A 16,903-nucleotide genomic window follows, 5' to 3' on the forward strand; every position below is an offset into this window, starting at 1 on the left:
CGGACACGATCGAGTCGGCGGGATGCCGCCACGTTGGCGGCCCCGGGAGAGGGCGGGAGGTGGCATGCCGGACTGGCGGGTGGTCGAGCGGGCGGTGCTGGCGAAGGCCGCGGGGCACGGCGAAGATCGTCTGGTTGTCCTGGAGGACGGCTCCGGTGTTCATTGCGCGGCGGTGATCGATGGCGTCACCGACAAGTCCGGCCGCGACTTCGGCGGGGCGAGCGGCGGAGCCGTGGCCGCTGACTGCGTCGCTCGTACGCTCGCGGCCCTGCCGGGCGACGTCACTGTGGGGGAGGCGGTCGCGTTCATCACGGCAGAGCTGGCGGAGCTGCGCCGCACGTGGGCCGTCGCCGACGACGATCCTCTCGCTCCGGCGGCCGTCGCGGCAGTGGTCTGGCCGCGGCGGCGGCTGATGTGGCGGGTGGGCGATGTGCACCTCGCCGTCGGCCACCTCGCTGTGGATCCCGTTTCCGCGGATCCCCTCTCCGTGGACCACCTTTCCGCGGATCCCCTCTCCGTGGACCACCTTTCCGCGGATCCCCTCTCCGTGGACCACCTTTCCGCGGACTGCCTTTCCGTGGACTGCCATTCCGTGGGCCGCCGAAGCCGGGGGCGGCTGCGGTGGGAGCGTCACGTGGGCGGCAAGCTGATCGACACGGTGCTGGCCGGCGCCCGGGCGGCCTACCTGCACTGCTTGCTGCTGGAGGGCCAGCACCCGGAGACTCTGGCGGCCACCGACCCGGGACGGGCCCTGATCCGGCCGGTGCTGGAGCGCCAGGCCACGCTGGCGAACCGAGATGACGCAGGTCCGTTCGGGTACGGCGTGCTGGACGGGCGGCCGGTCCCGGAGCGGTTCATCGAGACGTTCCTGCTGCCGGAGGAGGCGTGGGAGGTGGTCCTGACGTCGGACGGCTACCTCGGCCCGGCACCGAACCTGGTGACGGCCGAAGCGGAGCTTCGGGCGTCGTTACAGGCGGACCGGCTGCGCATCATGGACCACGCCGCCACCAAGGGAATGGCCCCCGACGCCAGGAGTTTCGACGACCGCGCCTATCTGCGGCTGTCGCGCGACGGGTACACCGGCCCGGCCGACACGCACGTTCCTGACGCATAGGCCGTCACAGGGGCCGTCACTGCCGGAGGCGCAGGTCGGCGAGCTGCAGATCGGTGGTCAGGCGCAGATCGGCGGCAACGCCAGGTTCAGCGCGTCGCGGTGCAGCCGGTCCAGGTGGGCCCGGCTCTGCACGATCGTCCGTGCCGCAGTCACCTGTGCCCGGCATCGCGCCGGGACCGCGCGGACGGACGCGCTCTGCCTGAGCAGGCGCAGCATCCGGGGCGTGAGCCGGTCCAGGCGCGGGCGCACCGCGGTGGCCAGGTCGGGCGACCTGCGGGGACGCAGCGCCGGATGGACCCGCCAGCGCTCGTGCAATCCTCGCTGCACGAGCTTGGACGCCTCGATCTGAGCACGGAAGAATCCGACGGCTGTCTCCGGTGCCAGGCCGGACCGCGCAGCCTGGACGGCGACGGCGTCGAGCAACTGCCGCTCGCGTACCGGATCGGTGATGGGGACGGCGGCGGCGAACTTCGCCGCCGCGACCTCGCCGGCCAGCAGGATCCGGCGCACGATCAACTCCACCAGCTCGCTGAGCTCGGTCCGCTCAGCCGAGGCCGCCAGCTCCACCAGCTCAGCCCGCTCAGCCCGCTCAGCCCGCTCAACCGAGGCCGCCGGACGGACGGCTGCGGGGGAGAGGGCCAGCACAACGGCGGTGATGAACGCGGCATGACGCCGTACGGCGTGTGCGAGGTGCGGCATGCGGCTGCTCCCGGCCGGGGTCAGGCGTCACTCAGCCGGGCGTACCGGCTGGCGCAGCAGCGTGCGCGGCGAGGGGTCGTCCAGCGCGGTCAGGTAGATCTCGTGGTGCAGGCCGTTGGGGACCAGCCCATGCTCGGCCATGAACTCCTCCATGACCTTCAGCGACAGGTGCTCCTCGCTGAACGGCCCCTCGTGCAGCAGTTCCACGCACTGGCCCTCGGCGACGGTGGCCAGCCGTACCCGGTCCACGGCCGGGTTCTCGGCGCGGCTGCGCTCGCGCGCCCGCTCCAATGCGCCCTCCTGCTGCGGCTCCTCCTGCAGCGGCTCCTCCTGCAGCGGCAGCAGCAGGTGCCAGCGCCACTGATCGCGCGGCACCTCCAGCCCGTGCCGCTCGTCCTCCACCCACCACTGGCCCTCCAGCGGGCCGGTGCCGGCGCCCAGCGCGGCGGCCACGGTGTACAGGGCGCCGATGGCCGTGATGTGCTCGCTGCCGCCGGGCTCGCCCATGCCGGTCACGTTCAGGCAGGTGACGGGGCCGTGGGTGGCGATTGTCGGGGTCATGCTTGTTCCTCCAAGGGGATCATCAGGTGGGTGACGAGCCGGTCGGGTTCGGTGGTGGCCGGGTCGGAGACGTACACCTCGCGGATGGGGCCGCGCAGCGGGTGTCCCCGTTCGGCGCACCAGGCCAGCACGGCGTGGGCGGTGAGCGAGATCTGGTCGTAGGGGCCGACGTGGGTGGCGCCGGCGAACGCCCCGCCGGGCAGTACCTCGACGCCGAGGCCGGCCCGCTGCCACGGCTCGGCCGAGCTGTCGCGGTCGAGGACGAGCGCGGCGCGCACCTCGAAGGAGGAGTCGTCCAGCTCGACCGGGAACAGCCCGATCAGCTGCGGTGGCCCGGTCGGGGTACCGGTGAGGGACATGGCGCGCGTCAGGCGGCCGATCGCCGCCGAGGTGGCGCGGGCCACGTCGGCGGCCCCGGCCGCGCTTTCGCGGGCCATCGCCACCGGCCTGGCCGGTTCGGTGCTCACGCGTACGGCCGGAGCCGGCAACCCGTCGGCCATCACGCGCTCCAGCGCCGCCAGCGTCCGCCGCCGCCGCGCCAGCTCGGCCTCGAGCGTCTCGCGCACCCCGGTCAGGGCGCCCGTCGTACCGGACAGCACCTCGGCGATGACCGGCAGCGGCACGTCCAGCGAGCGCAGCAACCCGATCGACAGCGCCTGCCTGGCCTGCGTGCGCCGGTAGTAGCGGTAGCCGGAATCGGCGTCCACGTGCGCCGGCACCAGCAGCCCCAGCTCGTCGTAGTGCCGCAGCTGCTTGACGCTCAACCGGCTCAACCTGGCGAACTGCCCGATCGGCAGCAGATCTCCGTCCACGCACCCCAGCATGGCCTCTCCCATAGGGGGAGAGTCCATCGCGTCGCGCTCACTTACGGTGAGCGGCCTCGTACTTCTCCACCACGGAGGAGGCGATGCGGCCGCGCTCGCTGACTGGCAGGCCGTGGGTCTTGGCCCACTGCCGGATCTCGGCAGACCTCTCACGGCTCATCACGCGGGTGCCGCCACCGGCTCCGCGCCGGCCACGGGCACGCTCGGCACGAACGGGGCGTGCCGCGTTGATGAAGGGCGCAAGTGCCTTCTCAAGTTTCTCCCGGTTCTTGCCCGACAGGTCGATCTCGTAGTTCGTCCCGTCGAGTGCGAACTTCGTGGTGCCCGACGCCTCGCTGCCGTCGAGGTCGTCGATGAAGATCTCTTGAATCTGCTTAGCCATGCCGACGCTCCAATATGACCGGTGCCACACGCTCCAATTTACGCTTCGCATTATGCGGAAACCGGTCGTCAGGTCGTTCGTATCCCTCTCTTTACGGCTTGCAGGGCAAAGCGTTGGCGGAAAAGCGCTGCCGTGCTCGGCTCCGTACGCCGTGCGGGACGGTACGGCGATCACCGGGCCGCGACGGCCACTCCAGCAGATCGGCATTTCACGGGGGCGGAAGAGATAATCGGCGGGTTGAATACCCGCGCCTCGCCGAATTCCCGCGGACACGCCAGCGGGTCGGCGGGAAATCGGGCGATGAATCCATGCGCCGGCAACGGCGGGACGGCGCGATCCCGTTATGAACTCATCGCATTCCTGCCGGGGCGGGCGGCGAAGGCGGTTATGCCTTTCACGGCACGAAGTGGCAGCCCCGCCTCCGGCGCCGCGTCATTTCCTGTCGCCGTCGGCCTGTCATCGCCGAGGGGCCTGGGAAACGTGCACACCTGATAATTGCCCTCATGGCGGTAGGGGCTCCCGTCGCCGTCGGCCCCCCAGACCCCCGTGTCGCTGCACGGTTCGCAGTAGCGCGTCCAGCCGGTGTACGTCACCTCCACCCACGTCGCCTCAACGGCGGCCCGGCGCTGCTCGTCCGGATCAACGGGGAGATCAACGGGGAGATCGACGGCGTGCTGGCGATGCGGCTCGAGAACGGCTACGTCACCGGCGTCTCCCATGTGCGCATTCCCGAGAAGTCGTCCCGTGTGGAGCGGGAGACCGCCGTGAGCCGCTGAGCCCGTCCGCGCACGAGGGGCGGGTGCTCGTCGCACCCGCCGGCCAGGATTGCCCTAGTTGAAGCAGTCCTGCTTGTTGAGCGCGATGCCGTACTCGGTGACCTTGCCGCGCGTGACGCCGAAGCTGTAGTAGGCCTTCTTGTTGCCGGGGACCGCGGTCACGTAGAAGCCGTGGAAGTCCTGCTTGATGCGCGGGTAGGCCGCCTTCAGCTGCTTGGCGGTGGAGCCGATCTTGATGCCTTGCGGGGTCGTCATCCCCTTCGCGGCGAAAATGGCGGCCAGCCCCACGCGCGGCGAGATGTAGACGCCGATCGCGTCCTTCGGAGTCGGGAACTTCTTCAGGTCCCAGCCGGAGCAGCCGCCGCCGCCCGGCATCTTGTTGATCAGGTCTCCCGTCGCCTTGGCCTGCTTGACCGTCATGCCGAGCTTGACCGCGCCGTAACCGTAGGGACCCAGCGTCGGCTTCGTCTGGGCGGTCGCCGCGGTGGCGCCGGAGGCAAGCAGCGAGCCGGCGAGGAGCGAGGCTCCGATCATCATCTTCATCATGTCTGCTTTGACTGCGAAGCGCCGCGAAAAGTTCTGGGTCACGATCAATCCCCCCTCACACGGCACACGCGGCGGGGTCTCCGTAGCCGCCGCTGCCTCACCCGACAGGGCGCCCGTCCGCCTGGACGTCCAGGCGCCTCCCGCGAGCCGCCCATGGACGCCGATTCCTCTACTCTGACCCGGGAAGCGGTCCTTCGGGAGAGGTGAACGGTGAGCGACAGTGCGGACAAGGCCCCCGGCACCGAGCTTTCGGCCGTACTGGAACGCATCACCTACGCCAACGAGGAGACCGGCTACACCATCGCCCGCGTGGCCACCGAGCGTTCCGGCTCCGAGCTGCTGACCGTCGTCGGCCCGCTGCTGGGCGCGCAGGTCGGCGAGTCGCTGCGGCTGCACGGCCGCTGGGGCTCCCATCCCCGCTACGGCCGCCAGTTCGAGGTGTGGTCCTACACCACCGTCCTGCCGGCCACCGTGCAGGGCATCCGCCGCTACCTCGGCTCCGGCCTGATCAAGGGCATCGGCCCCAAGATGGCCGAGCGGATCGTCGACCACTTCGGCACCGACACCCTCGAGGTCATCGAGCAGGCGCCGCAGCGCCTGGTCGAGGTGCCGGGCCTGGGTCCCAAGCGGACGAAGATGATCGCCGCCGCCTGGGAGGAACAGAAGATCATCAAAGAGGTGATGATCTTCCTGCAGGGCGTCGGCGTGTCCACCTCGATCGCGGTGCGCATCTTCAAGCAGTACGGCGAATCGTCGGTCACGGTGGTCAAGACCCGGCCGTACCAGCTGGCCGACGACGTGTGGGGGATCGGGTTCAAGACGGCCGACACCATCGCCCAGGCCGTCGGCATCCCGCACGACAGCCCCGAACGCGTCAAGGCGGGCCTGCGCTACACCCTGTCGCAGGCCGCCGACGACGGCCACTGCTACCTGCCCGCCCCCAACCTCGTCGCCGACGCCGTCAAGATCCTCGACGTGCCCGCCGACCTGGTCACCACCTGCCTGGAGGAGCTGGTGGCCGCCGAGGGCGTCGTACGCGAGCCCGTCCCGGCGGGCGAGAACGTCGTGCCGGCCGTCTACCTGCCGCCCTTCCACCGCGCCGAGCTCTCCCTCGCCTCCGGCCTGCTGTCGCTGCTGCGCTCGGGCCACGACCGGCTGAAGGCCTTCGCCGACGTCGACTGGGAGCGCGCCGAGAGCTGGCTGCACGGCCAGACCGGCGCCGAGCTGGCCACCGAGCAGCGCCAGGCCGTCCGCCTGGCCCTGACGGAGAAGGTGGCCGTGCTGACCGGCGGGCCGGGCTGCGGCAAGAGCTTCACCGTGCGCTCCATCGTGCTGCTGGCCCGGGCCAAACGCGCCAAGGTCATCCTGGCCGCCCCGACCGGCCGCGCCGCCAAGCGCCTGGCCGAGCTGACCGGCCACGAGGCCACCACCGTGCACCGGCTGCTGCAGCTGCGGCCCGGCGGCGAGGCCACCTTCGACCGCGACAACCCCCTGGAGGCCGACCTCGTCGTCGTCGACGAGGCCTCCATGCTCGACCTGCTGCTGGCCAACAAGCTCGTCAAGGCCGTCGCGCCGGGCGCGCACCTGCTGTTCGTCGGCGACGTCGACCAGCTGCCCTCAGTCGGGGCGGGGGAGGTGCTCAAAGACCTGCTGGCCGCCGAGGAGATCCCGCGCGTACGGCTGACGCAGATCTTCCGCCAGGCCCAGGAGTCCGGCGTCGTGGTCAACGCCCACCGCGTCAACACCGGCCACCACCCGATCCTGCAGGGCATGAACGACTTCTTCCTCTTCCCGTGCGAGGAGCCGGAGGAGATCGCCGCCCTGACCGTCGACGTCGTCGCCCGCCGCATCCCGCGCCGCTTCGGCCTCGACGCGCGCCGCGACGTGCAGGTCCTGGCGCCCATGCACCGCGGCGCCGCCGGCGCCGGCGCCCTCAACATCGCCCTGCAGGAGGCCCTCACCCCGGCCCGCGAGGGCATGCCGGAGCGCCGGTACGGCGGCCGCGTCTTCCGCGTCGGCGACAAGGTCACCCAGCTGCGCAACAACTACGACAAGGGCGCCGCCGGGGTGTTCAACGGCACCGTCGGCATCGTCACCGACATCCGGCCCGACGAGCACAAGCTGAGCGTCCTGACCGACGAGGACGAGGCGGTCGACTACGCCTTCGACGAGCTCGACGAGCTCGCCCACGCCTACGCCGTCTCCATCCACCGCTCCCAGGGCAGCGAGTACCCGGCCGTGGTCATCCCGCTGGCCACCAGCGCCTGGATGATGCTGCAGCGCAACCTGCTCTACACCGCCATCACCCGGGCCAAGAAGCTCGTCGTCATCGTCGGCTCCCGCCGGGCCCTGGCGCAGGCCGTACGGACCAAGGGGGCCGGGCGGCGGCACACCGGCCTGACCCACCGCCTCTGACCAGGACCCCTTTCAGTCACAAGTGATTGAAATGTGACCGAACTTCCCCAAATATTTGGTCGTCTTACAGGTAGGAGCATTAAGGTTTTTGGGGTGCGTTTGGTGTTATGGGGGAAAGGACAGTGTTGAACGTCAGGCCCGCTTGGAGGAAGCCCGCCACCGCAGTCGCGCTGCTCACGGCGGCCACGTTGACGGCTTCATGCTCATCCGGCGGCGGCGGCAGCGCCGCCCAAGGGGGAGGGGGCGCGCCCGAGGGCACCACGACCGCCACCCCCCAGGCGCCGACCGTCAAGATCAGCCCCGCGGAGGGCAGTTCCAAGGTCAGCCCCGAGAAAAAGGTCGTCGTCACCTCCGACGGCGGCGCCCTGGAGAGCGTGACCGTCGAGGCCGACGGCGAACAGGTCGAGGGCGCCTTCAACACCGACAAGACCAAATGGATCTCCAAGACGGCGCTGAAGCCCTCCACCGGCTACACCGTCTCGGCCAAGGCCGGCGCCACCACCGCCACCAGCACGTTCAAGACCGTCAAACCCGAACGTGAACTGCAGATCGCCGACGTCACCCCCAACGCCAAGGGCGAGACAGTCGGCGTCGGCGCCCCCATCATCGTCACCTTCAACCAGCCCGTCTCCAGCAAGGCCACCATCGAGCGCGCCCTGGAGGTCGAGGCGGAAAAGCCGGTCACGGGCGCCTGGCGCTGGATCAACGACACCGTCGCCATCTACCGCACCGCCAAATACTGGCCCGCCCACCAGAAGGTCACGTTCAACGCCCGCATCAAGGGCATCAAGGGCGGCAAGGGCCTGTACGGGGTCAAGGACTACTCCGCCACCCTCAAGATCGGCGCCAAGCAGATCAGCAAGGTCGACACCAAGAAGCACATGATGTACGTCTACCGAGACGGCAAACGCGTACAAACCATGCGCATCAGTGCGGGCATGGCGACCACCCGCGAATACACCACCACCTCCGGCATCCACCTGACCATGGAACGCGGCAACCCCGTCCGCATGATCTCGCCCGGCCGCAAGAAGGGCGACCCCGGCTACTACGACGTCATGATCAACCACGCGGTCCGCATCTCCAACTCCGGCGAGTACGTCCACGCCAAGGACAACGTGTGGGCCCAAGGCGTACGCAACGTCAGCCACGGCTGCGTCAACGCCCGCCCCGACCAGGCCCGCTGGTTCTACGACCACTTCCAGCGCGGCGACGTCGTCGACATCACCGGCACCACCCGCGAGCTGGAGTGGAACAACGGCTGGGGCTTCTGGCAGATGCCGTTCTCCCAGTGGAAGAAGGGCAGCGCCCTGAAGAACACCAAAGCATGACGCGCATCCGCCAGGGCCGCGACGGTGACGTCCCCATCGTCTTGGCCATGTTCGACAGCGCCGTCGCCTGGCTGACCTCCCAGGGACGCACCGGCCAGTGGGGCAGCAGCCCCTTCACCGGCAACGAGCGGCGCACCCACCAGGTCACCAGCTGGCTCGAGCACGGCGGCATGCGCATCGCCGAACTCGACGACCAGCCGGCCGGCTGCATCGTCGTCGGCGCCGCCCACGACTACGTCACCCCCGCCACCGAGCCCGAACTGTACGTGCAGGCGCTGGTCACCGACCGGCGCCACGCCGGCCACGGCGTCGGCCGCGCCCTGCTGGACTGGGCCGCGGCCGAAGCCGCCCGGCGCGGCGTCGGCCTGCTCCGCGTCGACTGCTACGCCGGCGACGACGGCCGCCTGGTCTCCTACTACGAAAGCTGCGGCTTCACCCGCAGCGCGCCCTTCACCGTGGGGGAGTGGCCCGGCATGCTCCTGCACCGCCGCCTCTGCACCGCCGCCTCTGAAACGCCGCCTTTGGAACGCGGCCTCTGAAACGCGGCCGGGTCAGGAGTAGCCGGCGGCCCGGCCCAGCGGCGTGGCATCGCCCGGCTTCAGCGGCGAGGCGAGGAACACCGGCTTCTGCGCCATGAAACGCGGCCGGCTGCCCCGGTGCTCCTGTGCCGCGTGCACCGTGAACGGATGCACCACATACACATCGCCCGGCGCCCCGGTCGCCAGCGCCACCGGCCGCTCCCGCCCCGCCTCGTCGAACAGCGGCCCCATCTGGAACGGGTCCAGCACCCGCTCGTCCAGCAGCGCCGCCATGTCACGCTGCGAACCGGCCCTGATCCGCGTCGGCGCATCCTGCGGCCCCACATGGGACAGCAGCACCAGCACCAGCAGCGTCTCCGGCCGCGCGCTCACCCCATGGCTGCCGTCGGGGCGGGCGGTGTGCGCGTCGATGTGCCAGCCCCGGTCGTCGGCCGCAGGCAGAACCGGGAACCGGATGGGCATGTTGCCCAGGCTCCCCAGCGGCAGCCACCCGCCCTCGCCCGCCACGGCGTCCAGCGCCGCCCGCAGCCGCCCACTGTTGACGATCTGCCCGAACGGCCCCTCACCGGTCAAATCGGCCGTCCACACCACCGGCTGCGTCCAGCCGGACGGATCGTCGGGCGACAGGCCGATCCGCTCCCACAGCAGCGCCCTGGCCGCGTCACCCACCTCAGGCGGCACCACCGCCTCGACCTTGGCGAACCCGTCGGCCACGAACGCCTCAACATCAATGACATCCACGAACGGCAGGCTAGCAGCGCCGTCCACCGATTTTCCGACCCTGCTCCAGCCCCCGATCGGGCGCTACCCGCCTGCCCGTCAACCGCCCGCCCGCAGCCCCTCAGGCGTGCCAGAGCGCGGCCAGCTGCCGGGTGGCCAGCCGGGACGGCACGGCGCGCAGCAGCGCGTCGCGCACCCAGGCGGCCGCGCCGGTCTGCGAGGTCAGCCGCGACTGCCGCGACGCCGCCCGCATCAGCCGGTTGGCGCGGGGCCTGCGCTCGGCGTCATAACGCAGCAGCCGCTCGGCGACGTCCGCCGGCTCGGCGCCGCTCAGGTGGCGGGTCAGCGCGGCCGCGTCCTCGAAGGCCTGGCTGGCGCCCTGACCGAGGTCGGGCGGCATGGCGTGCGCGGCGTCGCCGAGCAGCGCGATCCTGCCGGCCGCATACGACGGCAGGGGCGCGGCCAGGCGGGTGATCGCATCGACGTAGATGTCAGCGGCCGGGGTGGCCTCGATCAACTCCGTGACCAGGGGATGCCAGTCGGCCATCAAGGACAGCATCTGCCGCCGCGCCTCCTGCGCGCCCGGCAGTGCACCATGCTGTGTTTCGGACGGCGTCTCGGGCGGTGTTTTGTGCGGTGTCTCGGGCAGGGCCGAGTCGGTGAACCAGTACAGGCGCTCTTCGCCGACAGGGAACAGGCCGAACATCGCCCCACTGCGGCGGTCGACCAGCTGACCCGCGATCAGGTCCGTCGCCAGGCCCGCCGGGCGGGGCAGCATGCCGCGCAGGTCCATCCGGCCGGTCCGGCACAGCCCGGGATGGCCGGGGAAGAGCTGCCCGCGCAGCCTGCTGCCGATGCCGTCAGCCGCGATCACAGCCTCCGCTCTCGCGACGGGCTCACCGTCGCTGATCACGCTCACGCCCGTGGGATCGGGCTCCAGGCGCTCGACCGGGGTCGCGGTGCGCACCAGGCCGGCAGGCAGACCGGCGCGAAGCCCCCGGTGCAGAAGCGCACGTTCGACGACGGCCACCGTCCCGACCTCCTGCTGCGCCCGGACCACGTCGGCAACCAGCAGCGGCCGTCCGAGCCGGTCCCGTAATCCCATCCGGCCGCCCCGCATGGCGTGCCGCCGTACGTCACCCGCCAGCCCCAGCGCGTCGAGGGCGCGCTGCCCGTTGGGCATGATCGCGATCCCGGTGCCCGCCTCCCGCAGCTCGGCGCCTCGTTCGAAGAGCGTCACCTCATGGCCCAGGCGATGGAGCCCCACCGCGGCCGCGACTCCTCCGAGTCCGGCGCCGACCACCACGATCCTCATCAGACCTCCGTTCACTACGATCGTACTAGTACGGCTATTGGTAGCATGGCCGCATGCCGCCCACCAATCCGGCCCGGCGCCAAGCCCTGACCGACGCCGCCATCGAGCTCCTGGCGTCCTCCGGCGCCCATGGGCTGACCCACCGCGCGGTGGAGAAGCAAGCCGACCTTCCGCCCGGAACGGCCTCCAACTACTTCCGCAGCAGAGAAGCCCTGCTGATCGCCGCCGCCGAGCGCATCGCCGAGCTGCACCACGCCGACACCGACCGGGCCACCGACCGGGCCACCGACCGGGCCACCGACGGATCCGCAGGGCAGCCCACGACCCTGGCCGACCTATGGACGGAATCCCTGCTCACAGCGGCGACCACCCTGCGCACCCGCTATCTGGCGATCTTCGAACTACAGCTGGAGGCCACACGCCGACCGGCACTGGCCTCAGCACTCGCGGACCTGCAGGACACCTCCTCGCAGATCACCGCCGCCCATCACGACAAGCTCGGCCTCACCATCGCGCGCGAAAAAATCCCCGCCCTGATCGCGCTCTACGGAGGCGCCCTGTTCACCCTGGTCACCGCGCCGCCGGACAGCGTCACCCGCGACCTCGTCCGGCACATGGCCCAGGCCATGGTGCACGGCTGCGCCACACCCCGCCACCCCGCCGAAGGAGAAAGGTAGAGGTTGCCCAGGCCCAGGCAACAAGGACCATAAGTACTTCAGCGCGATCAACCACAGGCGTACTGTGGGCTTTCTGAACGAGCAATCCCGAGCCTTCACGGCGAGGAGGGCTCCACTTCGGAAGGAAAGTCCATGCACGGCAGGCAACGCACTCTCCTGCTTGCCTCGACACTCATCGCCGGCCTGGCCGGCGGCTCGACAGCCACCGCCGCAGCCACCGCCGAGACAGCCACACCCGCCTCGGCCACCGTCAACCCGGCGACCATCTCCGCCGCTCAGGGACCGGCCGCCGCCGACCACCCGTCCCAGCTCCGCCCCTGCACCACGATGAAGAAGCACAAAAAGCGCTGCCATCAGCTGCAGCAGGTGAGAAGAAAGACCAGCAAGCCACGATCGGACCCGACCAAGGCTTCCCCTGCCCAACAGCCGAAGCACCCACCCGACGTGCTCCTGCCGCCCGACATCAGATGGCCATGACAATCACCTGAAGCGGCCACCGATCACCGCGAGCAGCGTCACACCAGCGCGAGCTGCGCCGCACGCGGCTCACGCCGCTCGACCGCAGGCGCACCACACCCCATCCCGTACACCCGGCACAACTGCGCGATCTGCCCCGTGATGCGCCCCTCATAATCCGGCGACGGCACCCCCGACCGGTCATACAGCTCCTCATACCGCCCCACCAGCTGCGGATGCGCCTGCGCCAGCCACTCCAAATACCACGACCGCGTCCCCGGCGGCAGCCGCAACACCACCGGCTCCACCGCCCGCGCACCCGCCGCCGCGATCCGCCGCACCGTCGCCCCCAGCTGATCAGCCGCGTCACTCAGCAACGGCAGCACCGGAGCCATCAGCACCCGGCACTCCACCCCCGCCTCCACCAGCGCCGACACCAGCTCCAACCGCGCCTGCGCACCCGGCGCACCCGGCTCCACCGCCCGCCGGATCCGCTCGTCCACGAACGCGATCGACACCGCCACCCGCGCACCCGCCCGCGCCAGCAACGCGGCATCCCGCACCACCAGCGCGCTCTTGGTGTAGACGGTGAACGGCACCGCCGCCTCCGCCAGCGCCCCGATCACCCCCGGCATCAGCCGATACGTCTCCTCGGCCGCCTGATAGCAGTCACCGCTGACCCCCACCGCCAGCTCCTGCCCGTCCCAACGCGCCAGCTCCGCCCGCAACCGGGCCACCACGTTCGGCTTGACCACGACCCGCGTGTCGAAATCACGCCCCGCATCCAACCCCAGCCGCCGATGCCCCGCCCGCGCCCCACACCCACGACACGCATGAGCGCACCCACGATAAGGAGACACCGCCCACCGCTGAGCAATGCCCGCCGCCTCCGGCACCCGCTCGATCACCGTACGGGCCTGCAACTCGAAAAAACCGCCGCGCGCCACCGCACGCCGCTCGATCAGCGGCCGCTCGTCGGCGGCCTCCTCGACAAGCGCAAGCGCGTCCCAACCCACACCAACCAATGGAACACGCATTCGACTGCGTTTTCAAGCAGTTCCCGCACACCCGCACACCGCAGCCCCCACCATAAAATCGGTACACCCGTACCACTTTTCCCCACCGGAAGACCCCATGCCCTGGCTCCTGCTCTCCCTCGCCATCGCCTCCGAAGTCCTCGCCACCACCGCACTCAAACTCAGCAACGGCTTCACCCACATTCCCTGGACCATCACCGTCGCCGCCGGCTACCTCACCTCCTTCACCCTGCTCTCCCAAGCACTCAAACTCCACCTCGACATGGGCACCGCCTACGCCATCTGGGCCGGCGCCGGCACCGCCGCCATCGCCCTCATCGGAGCCGCCTTCATGGGCGAAACCCTCACCCCACTCAAGATCGGCGGCATCCTCCTCATCATCGGCGGCGTCGTCGTCCTCAACCTCGCAGGTGCCCATTGACCCACCACACACCGGGGGAGCGGACCCACCCCGACACCCCCACCCAAGCACGCGGCCGCCGCCGCCGCGCCACCCTCCTCACCGCCGCCGTCGACCTCCTCACCGAAGGCGGCTTCGCCGCCCTCACCCACCGCGCCGTCGCCCACCGCGCCAACCTCCCCCTCGCCGCCACCACCTACTACTTCGCCTCCCGCGACCAACTCCTCGCCGAAGCCTTCGCCCAACTCGTCGACACCGAACTCGCCACCACCCGCACCTGGATCACCGACCACGGCCTCACCGCCCTGCCCGAACTCGCCACCGCCGACCGCACCCGCCAACTCAGCCTGTGGGAGCTGTACGTCCACGCCGGCCGCCACCCCGAACTCCAGCGCATCGCCCGCCACTGGACAGACGGCTGCGTCCGCATCATCGCCGACACCCTCAACCTGCCCGAAACCGACACCCGCGTCCGCCTGCTCCACACCACCATCACCACACTCTGGCTCGAACACGTCGTCGAACAACGCCCCCTCGACCACACCCGCGCCCTGCTCACCCACGCCCTCACAACAGCACAAAACGCATTGCCGCCCCCCTGAACCCCACCTACACTGCCCCCGTGCTCAAACCCGACTACCCGATCACCACCGAACGCCTCCTCCTCCGCCCCTTCACCCCCCACGACCTCGACGCCATCCACGCCTACGAATCCCGCCCCGACGTCGCCCGCTACCTCTACTGGGAACCCCGCGACCGCGAGACCACCCGCACCTTCCTCGACAAGAAGATCACCCGCACGAGCCTCCTCAACGAAGGCGACGCCATCGACCTCGCCGTCACCCTCCGCCACACCGGCCAACTCATCGGCCAGAGCCTGCTCATCTGGACCAGCAAGCAACACTGCCAAGGCGAAATCGGCTACGTCCTCCACCCCGACCACCACGGCCACGGCTACGCCCCCGAAGCCGCCCGCGAAATGCTCCGCCTCGGCTTCGACCACCTCGGCCTGCACCGCATCACCGGCCGCCTCGACGCCCGCAACACCGCCTCCGCCCGCGTCCTGGAAAAACTCGGCATGCGCCACGAAGCCACCCTCATCGAGAACGAACTCGTCAAAGGCGAATGGTCCAGCGAAACCATCTACGCCATGCTCGACAGCGAATGGACCCCATGACCCCCGTCATCCACCACCTCGCCCTCCGCACCGACTGGCACACCGCACAGAAAACGGGGGAGTACCGCATCTCCACCCTCGGCCGCACCCTCGACCAAGAAGGCTTCATCCACTGCAGCCGCGACCACACCCAGCTACGCGGCGTCCACACCGCCTACTACGCCCACGTCACCGAACCCCTGCTCGTCCTCGACATCGACCCCACGGGCCTCGACATCCGCATCGAGAACGGCTTCCCCCACCTGTACGGCCCCCTGCCCATCACGGCCGTCACCGCCGTACACCCCTACACCCCCTGAACAGCCCGACACCGGGGGAGAGGGGCGAACAGAACCACGAGAAAGGAGGGCAACGGCACCCACACAATGAGAACCATGGACACCCGCACGGCCGCCCAGCACTTCGCCGACACCTGGCAACACGGCTGGACCCACCACGACACCGACGCCATCATCGCCCTCTACCACGACGACGCCGTCCACACCAGCATGCCCTTCCGCCCACCCCACCAGGGCAAACACGCCATCGCCGACTACATCCGATGGTCCTTCACCGGCGAAACCGACCCCCACGTCACCTTCGCCCCACCCATCGTCGACGGCGACCAGGCAGCCATCGAATTCCGCGTCCACGCCCACGACAACGGCCGCCCCGTCACCCTCGCAGGCTGCGTCTTCGCCCGCTTCAACGCCGACGGCCTCGCCACCCACACCCGCGACTACTGGCACACCACCGACGGCCACTCATAACCCACCCGCCGGCCCCGCAACCGGCCACACACCCCCGAAACACACCCCGGCACCCAGCCGGAACCGCTCAGCGCCCCACCTGAACCGGCGCCACCGCGGACCGCACCGGCCCACGCGAACCCACAGGCACCGAAGCCGGCTGCGGACGCACCACCTGCTGCGCCTGCTGCTGCTGCGCCAGCTCCTCAGCACGCCGCTCGGCGCACCCACCCACGCAATACCCGTTCGACAGGATCAGGCGACTCCGGAGCGTCGTGTACGCCTCCTTACCCGAAGCCGGCAGAACCCCCTGACACACCTCACATAGCACCGACTGACTTCCCACTGTGCTGCTCCTCTCGCGGCGCGAATAGCAGGATCTCCCACACTAAAACGACACAACCGGCCAAGGACAGCGAATCAACAGAGCGTCAAACGGCCGGTCAACGCCCGGGAGAGCCCCGCCACACCACCGCACCACACCACGAAACCCCCGCTCACCGCCCGATCCGCACCTCCACAGAGATCACAGACAGACACCGGACACGCCGCCGAGAGAAAAATCACACCAGACCCACCAACCCCAGCCGCTAGGGGAGCCCCCAACCCCTCCCAGAATCCCTTACTTGACATAATGTTCATTATCAAGCAACCGGCATAAACCGTCCGACCTTGGGCAGACGCCCACCATGCGCGCCCTCGACATCTCTGCCCCCGGCGTCATCGCGCTCACCGCCGTCGTCGTCGCACTCACCATCTGGCTGATCATCGTGGCGGCCCGGCTCACCCAGCGCCCACGCAACCGGCCCGGCATCCGCGTCGACCTCGTCGACCAGGCCCGCGAACTCAAGGCCCTCGGCCAGATCCAGGAAGCCGTCTTCCTCGTACGCGGCGAGACAGGCATGAGCCAGCGCGCCGCCGCCCGCTTCGTCAACCGCCTCTGACCCCCCACCCCGAATCCGACTTTGCACACGTAACCAGACAGAAGCTGGATTCTGTCTGGTTACCGACAAAGCTGTACATAGTTCGGCAAATCAGCCAATGGCGCCCACGTGCCCGCCCATCGCCGCCACGCAGTGCGGTGCCCTGCCCCGCGCCTCTCGTCGATGGCGATGGCGATGGCGATGGCGATGGCGATGGCGATGGCGATGGCGATGGCGATGGCGATGGCGATGGCGATGGCGATGGCGATGGCGATGGCGATGG

At 70.0% G+C, this 16,903-nt stretch carries 22 protein-coding genes; 13 read left to right on the top strand and 9 right to left on the bottom strand.

Annotation, left to right across the window (positions count from 1 at the left end):
- Positions 1 to 64 precede the first annotated feature (64 nt).
- Positions 65 to 1,114: a hypothetical protein gene (locus AB0H84_RS41325; RefSeq protein ID WP_357617210.1), complete on the top strand. Its 1,050-nt coding sequence runs from the start codon at positions 65 to 67 to the stop codon at positions 1,112 to 1,114.
- 57 nt (positions 1,115 to 1,171) lie between these two features.
- Here the strand turns inward: AB0H84_RS41325 and aroQ are convergent, their stop codons facing one another.
- Genes aroQ through AB0H84_RS41345 form a run of 4 tightly spaced genes read right to left on the bottom strand, consistent with a single transcriptional unit; the run spans position 1,172 to position 3,580 of the window.
- Positions 1,172 to 1,813 (bottom strand): gamma subclass chorismate mutase AroQ, encoded by a 642-nt coding sequence (gene aroQ / locus AB0H84_RS41330; RefSeq protein ID WP_357617212.1) that lies wholly within the window; start codon positions 1,811 to 1,813, stop codon positions 1,172 to 1,174.
- Positions 1,814 to 1,840: 27 nt separating this feature from the next.
- Entirely contained in the window at positions 1,841 to 2,374 is a 534-nt protein-coding gene (locus AB0H84_RS41335) for a hypothetical protein (RefSeq protein ID WP_357617214.1), read from the bottom strand.
- Positions 2,371 to 3,186, bottom strand: a complete 816-nt coding sequence (locus AB0H84_RS41340) for a MerR family transcriptional regulator (RefSeq protein ID WP_357617216.1) — start codon at positions 3,184 to 3,186, stop codon at positions 2,371 to 2,373. The genes AB0H84_RS41335 and AB0H84_RS41340 overlap by 4 nt, the downstream gene beginning before the upstream one ends.
- 49 nt (positions 3,187 to 3,235) lie before the next feature.
- Positions 3,236 to 3,580, bottom strand: a complete 345-nt coding sequence (locus AB0H84_RS41345; protein WP_345002933.1) for an Lsr2 family protein — start codon at positions 3,578 to 3,580, stop codon at positions 3,236 to 3,238.
- A 503-nt stretch (positions 3,581 to 4,083) separates the two neighbouring features.
- On the opposite strand from AB0H84_RS41345, the gene AB0H84_RS41350 reads away from it, so the two are divergent.
- On the top strand, positions 4,084 to 4,356 hold the full coding sequence (locus tag AB0H84_RS41350) for a hypothetical protein (protein WP_357617218.1): 273 nt from the start codon (positions 4,084 to 4,086) through the stop codon (positions 4,354 to 4,356).
- A 54-nt stretch (positions 4,357 to 4,410) separates the two neighbouring features.
- On the opposite strand, the gene AB0H84_RS41355 is transcribed toward AB0H84_RS41350, so the two are convergent.
- Positions 4,411 to 4,899, bottom strand: a complete 489-nt coding sequence (locus tag AB0H84_RS41355) for a hypothetical protein (protein ID WP_357617220.1) — start codon at positions 4,897 to 4,899, stop codon at positions 4,411 to 4,413.
- A 213-nt stretch (positions 4,900 to 5,112) separates the two neighbouring features.
- Here AB0H84_RS41355 and AB0H84_RS41360 point away from each other — a divergent pair, with 213 nt between their 5' ends.
- From AB0H84_RS41360 to AB0H84_RS41370, 3 genes are all read left to right on the top strand, one after another.
- Positions 5,113 to 7,317 carry an ATP-dependent RecD-like DNA helicase gene (locus AB0H84_RS41360; RefSeq protein WP_357617222.1) on the top strand — a complete coding sequence of 735 codons (2,205 nt, stop codon included), beginning with the start codon at positions 5,113 to 5,115 and terminating at the stop codon, positions 7,315 to 7,317.
- Between the two features lie 122 nt (positions 7,318 to 7,439).
- Positions 7,440 to 8,648 carry an Ig-like domain-containing protein gene (locus AB0H84_RS41365; protein ID WP_357617224.1) on the top strand — a complete coding sequence of 403 codons (1,209 nt, stop codon included), beginning with the start codon at positions 7,440 to 7,442 and terminating at the stop codon, positions 8,646 to 8,648.
- Entirely contained in the window at positions 8,645 to 9,187 is a 543-nt protein-coding gene (locus AB0H84_RS41370; RefSeq protein ID WP_357617226.1) for a GNAT family N-acetyltransferase, read from the top strand. Before AB0H84_RS41365 ends, AB0H84_RS41370 begins: the two co-directional genes overlap by 4 nt.
- Positions 9,188 to 9,199: 12 nt before the next feature.
- On the opposite strand, the gene AB0H84_RS41375 is transcribed toward AB0H84_RS41370, so the two are convergent.
- Both AB0H84_RS41375 and AB0H84_RS41380 read right to left on the bottom strand, forming a co-directional pair.
- On the bottom strand, positions 9,200 to 9,928 hold the full coding sequence (locus AB0H84_RS41375; RefSeq protein WP_357617227.1) for a phytanoyl-CoA dioxygenase family protein: 729 nt from the start codon (positions 9,926 to 9,928) through the stop codon (positions 9,200 to 9,202).
- A gap of 100 nt (positions 9,929 to 10,028) precedes the next feature.
- Complete coding sequence (locus tag AB0H84_RS41380) at positions 10,029 to 11,222, bottom strand: FAD-dependent monooxygenase (RefSeq protein WP_357617229.1); 1,194 nt, start codon at positions 11,220 to 11,222, stop codon at positions 10,029 to 10,031.
- A gap of 53 nt (positions 11,223 to 11,275) precedes the next feature.
- Here AB0H84_RS41380 and AB0H84_RS41385 point away from each other — a divergent pair, with 53 nt between their 5' ends.
- The gene (locus tag AB0H84_RS41385; RefSeq protein ID WP_357617231.1) at positions 11,276 to 11,899 is read left to right on the top strand and encodes a TetR family transcriptional regulator; all 624 of its coding nucleotides are present in this window, start codon (positions 11,276 to 11,278) and stop codon (positions 11,897 to 11,899) included.
- Between the two features lie 132 nt (positions 11,900 to 12,031).
- A complete protein-coding gene (locus AB0H84_RS41390; RefSeq protein ID WP_357617233.1) occupies positions 12,032 to 12,376 on the top strand; it encodes a hypothetical protein in 345 nt (114 codons plus the stop codon).
- Between the two features lie 38 nt (positions 12,377 to 12,414).
- Here AB0H84_RS41390 and AB0H84_RS41395 read toward each other — a convergent pair whose 3' ends face one another.
- Positions 12,415 to 13,392: a radical SAM protein gene (locus AB0H84_RS41395; protein ID WP_357617235.1), complete on the bottom strand. Its 978-nt coding sequence runs from the start codon at positions 13,390 to 13,392 to the stop codon at positions 12,415 to 12,417.
- 97 nt (positions 13,393 to 13,489) lie between these two features.
- On the opposite strand from AB0H84_RS41395, the gene AB0H84_RS41400 reads away from it, so the two are divergent.
- The 6 genes from AB0H84_RS41400 to AB0H84_RS41425 all read left to right on the top strand — a co-directional run bounded on the left by AB0H84_RS41400 (position 13,490) and on the right by AB0H84_RS41425 (position 16,641).
- A complete protein-coding gene (locus AB0H84_RS41400) occupies positions 13,490 to 13,813 on the top strand; it encodes a multidrug efflux SMR transporter (protein WP_357617237.1) in 324 nt (107 codons plus the stop codon).
- Positions 13,810 to 14,394 carry a TetR family transcriptional regulator gene (locus AB0H84_RS41405; RefSeq protein WP_357617238.1) on the top strand — a complete coding sequence of 195 codons (585 nt, stop codon included), beginning with the start codon at positions 13,810 to 13,812 and terminating at the stop codon, positions 14,392 to 14,394. Before AB0H84_RS41400 ends, AB0H84_RS41405 begins: the two co-directional genes overlap by 4 nt.
- Positions 14,395 to 14,414: 20 nt before the next feature.
- Complete coding sequence (locus AB0H84_RS41410) at positions 14,415 to 14,969, top strand: GNAT family N-acetyltransferase (protein WP_357617240.1); 555 nt, start codon at positions 14,415 to 14,417, stop codon at positions 14,967 to 14,969.
- Positions 14,966 to 15,268 (top strand): DUF952 domain-containing protein, encoded by a 303-nt coding sequence (locus AB0H84_RS41415; RefSeq protein WP_357617242.1) that lies wholly within the window; start codon positions 14,966 to 14,968, stop codon positions 15,266 to 15,268. Before AB0H84_RS41410 ends, AB0H84_RS41415 begins: the two co-directional genes overlap by 4 nt.
- A 75-nt stretch (positions 15,269 to 15,343) precedes the next feature.
- Positions 15,344 to 15,718: a nuclear transport factor 2 family protein gene (locus tag AB0H84_RS41420; RefSeq protein ID WP_357617244.1), complete on the top strand. Its 375-nt coding sequence runs from the start codon at positions 15,344 to 15,346 to the stop codon at positions 15,716 to 15,718.
- Between the two features lie 668 nt (positions 15,719 to 16,386).
- On the top strand, positions 16,387 to 16,641 hold the full coding sequence (locus AB0H84_RS41425; RefSeq protein WP_357617246.1) for a hypothetical protein: 255 nt from the start codon (positions 16,387 to 16,389) through the stop codon (positions 16,639 to 16,641).
- 59 nt (positions 16,642 to 16,700) lie between these two features.
- Here AB0H84_RS41425 and AB0H84_RS41430 read toward each other — a convergent pair.
- Positions 16,701 to 16,903 (bottom strand): hypothetical protein (locus AB0H84_RS41430; RefSeq protein ID WP_357617248.1); only part of this gene is annotated, 203 nt, incomplete at its 5' end.

The sequence above is a fragment of the Nonomuraea sp. NPDC050786 genome (assembly GCF_040654115.1).
Taxonomy (GTDB): domain Bacteria; phylum Actinomycetota; class Actinomycetes; order Streptosporangiales; family Streptosporangiaceae; genus Nonomuraea.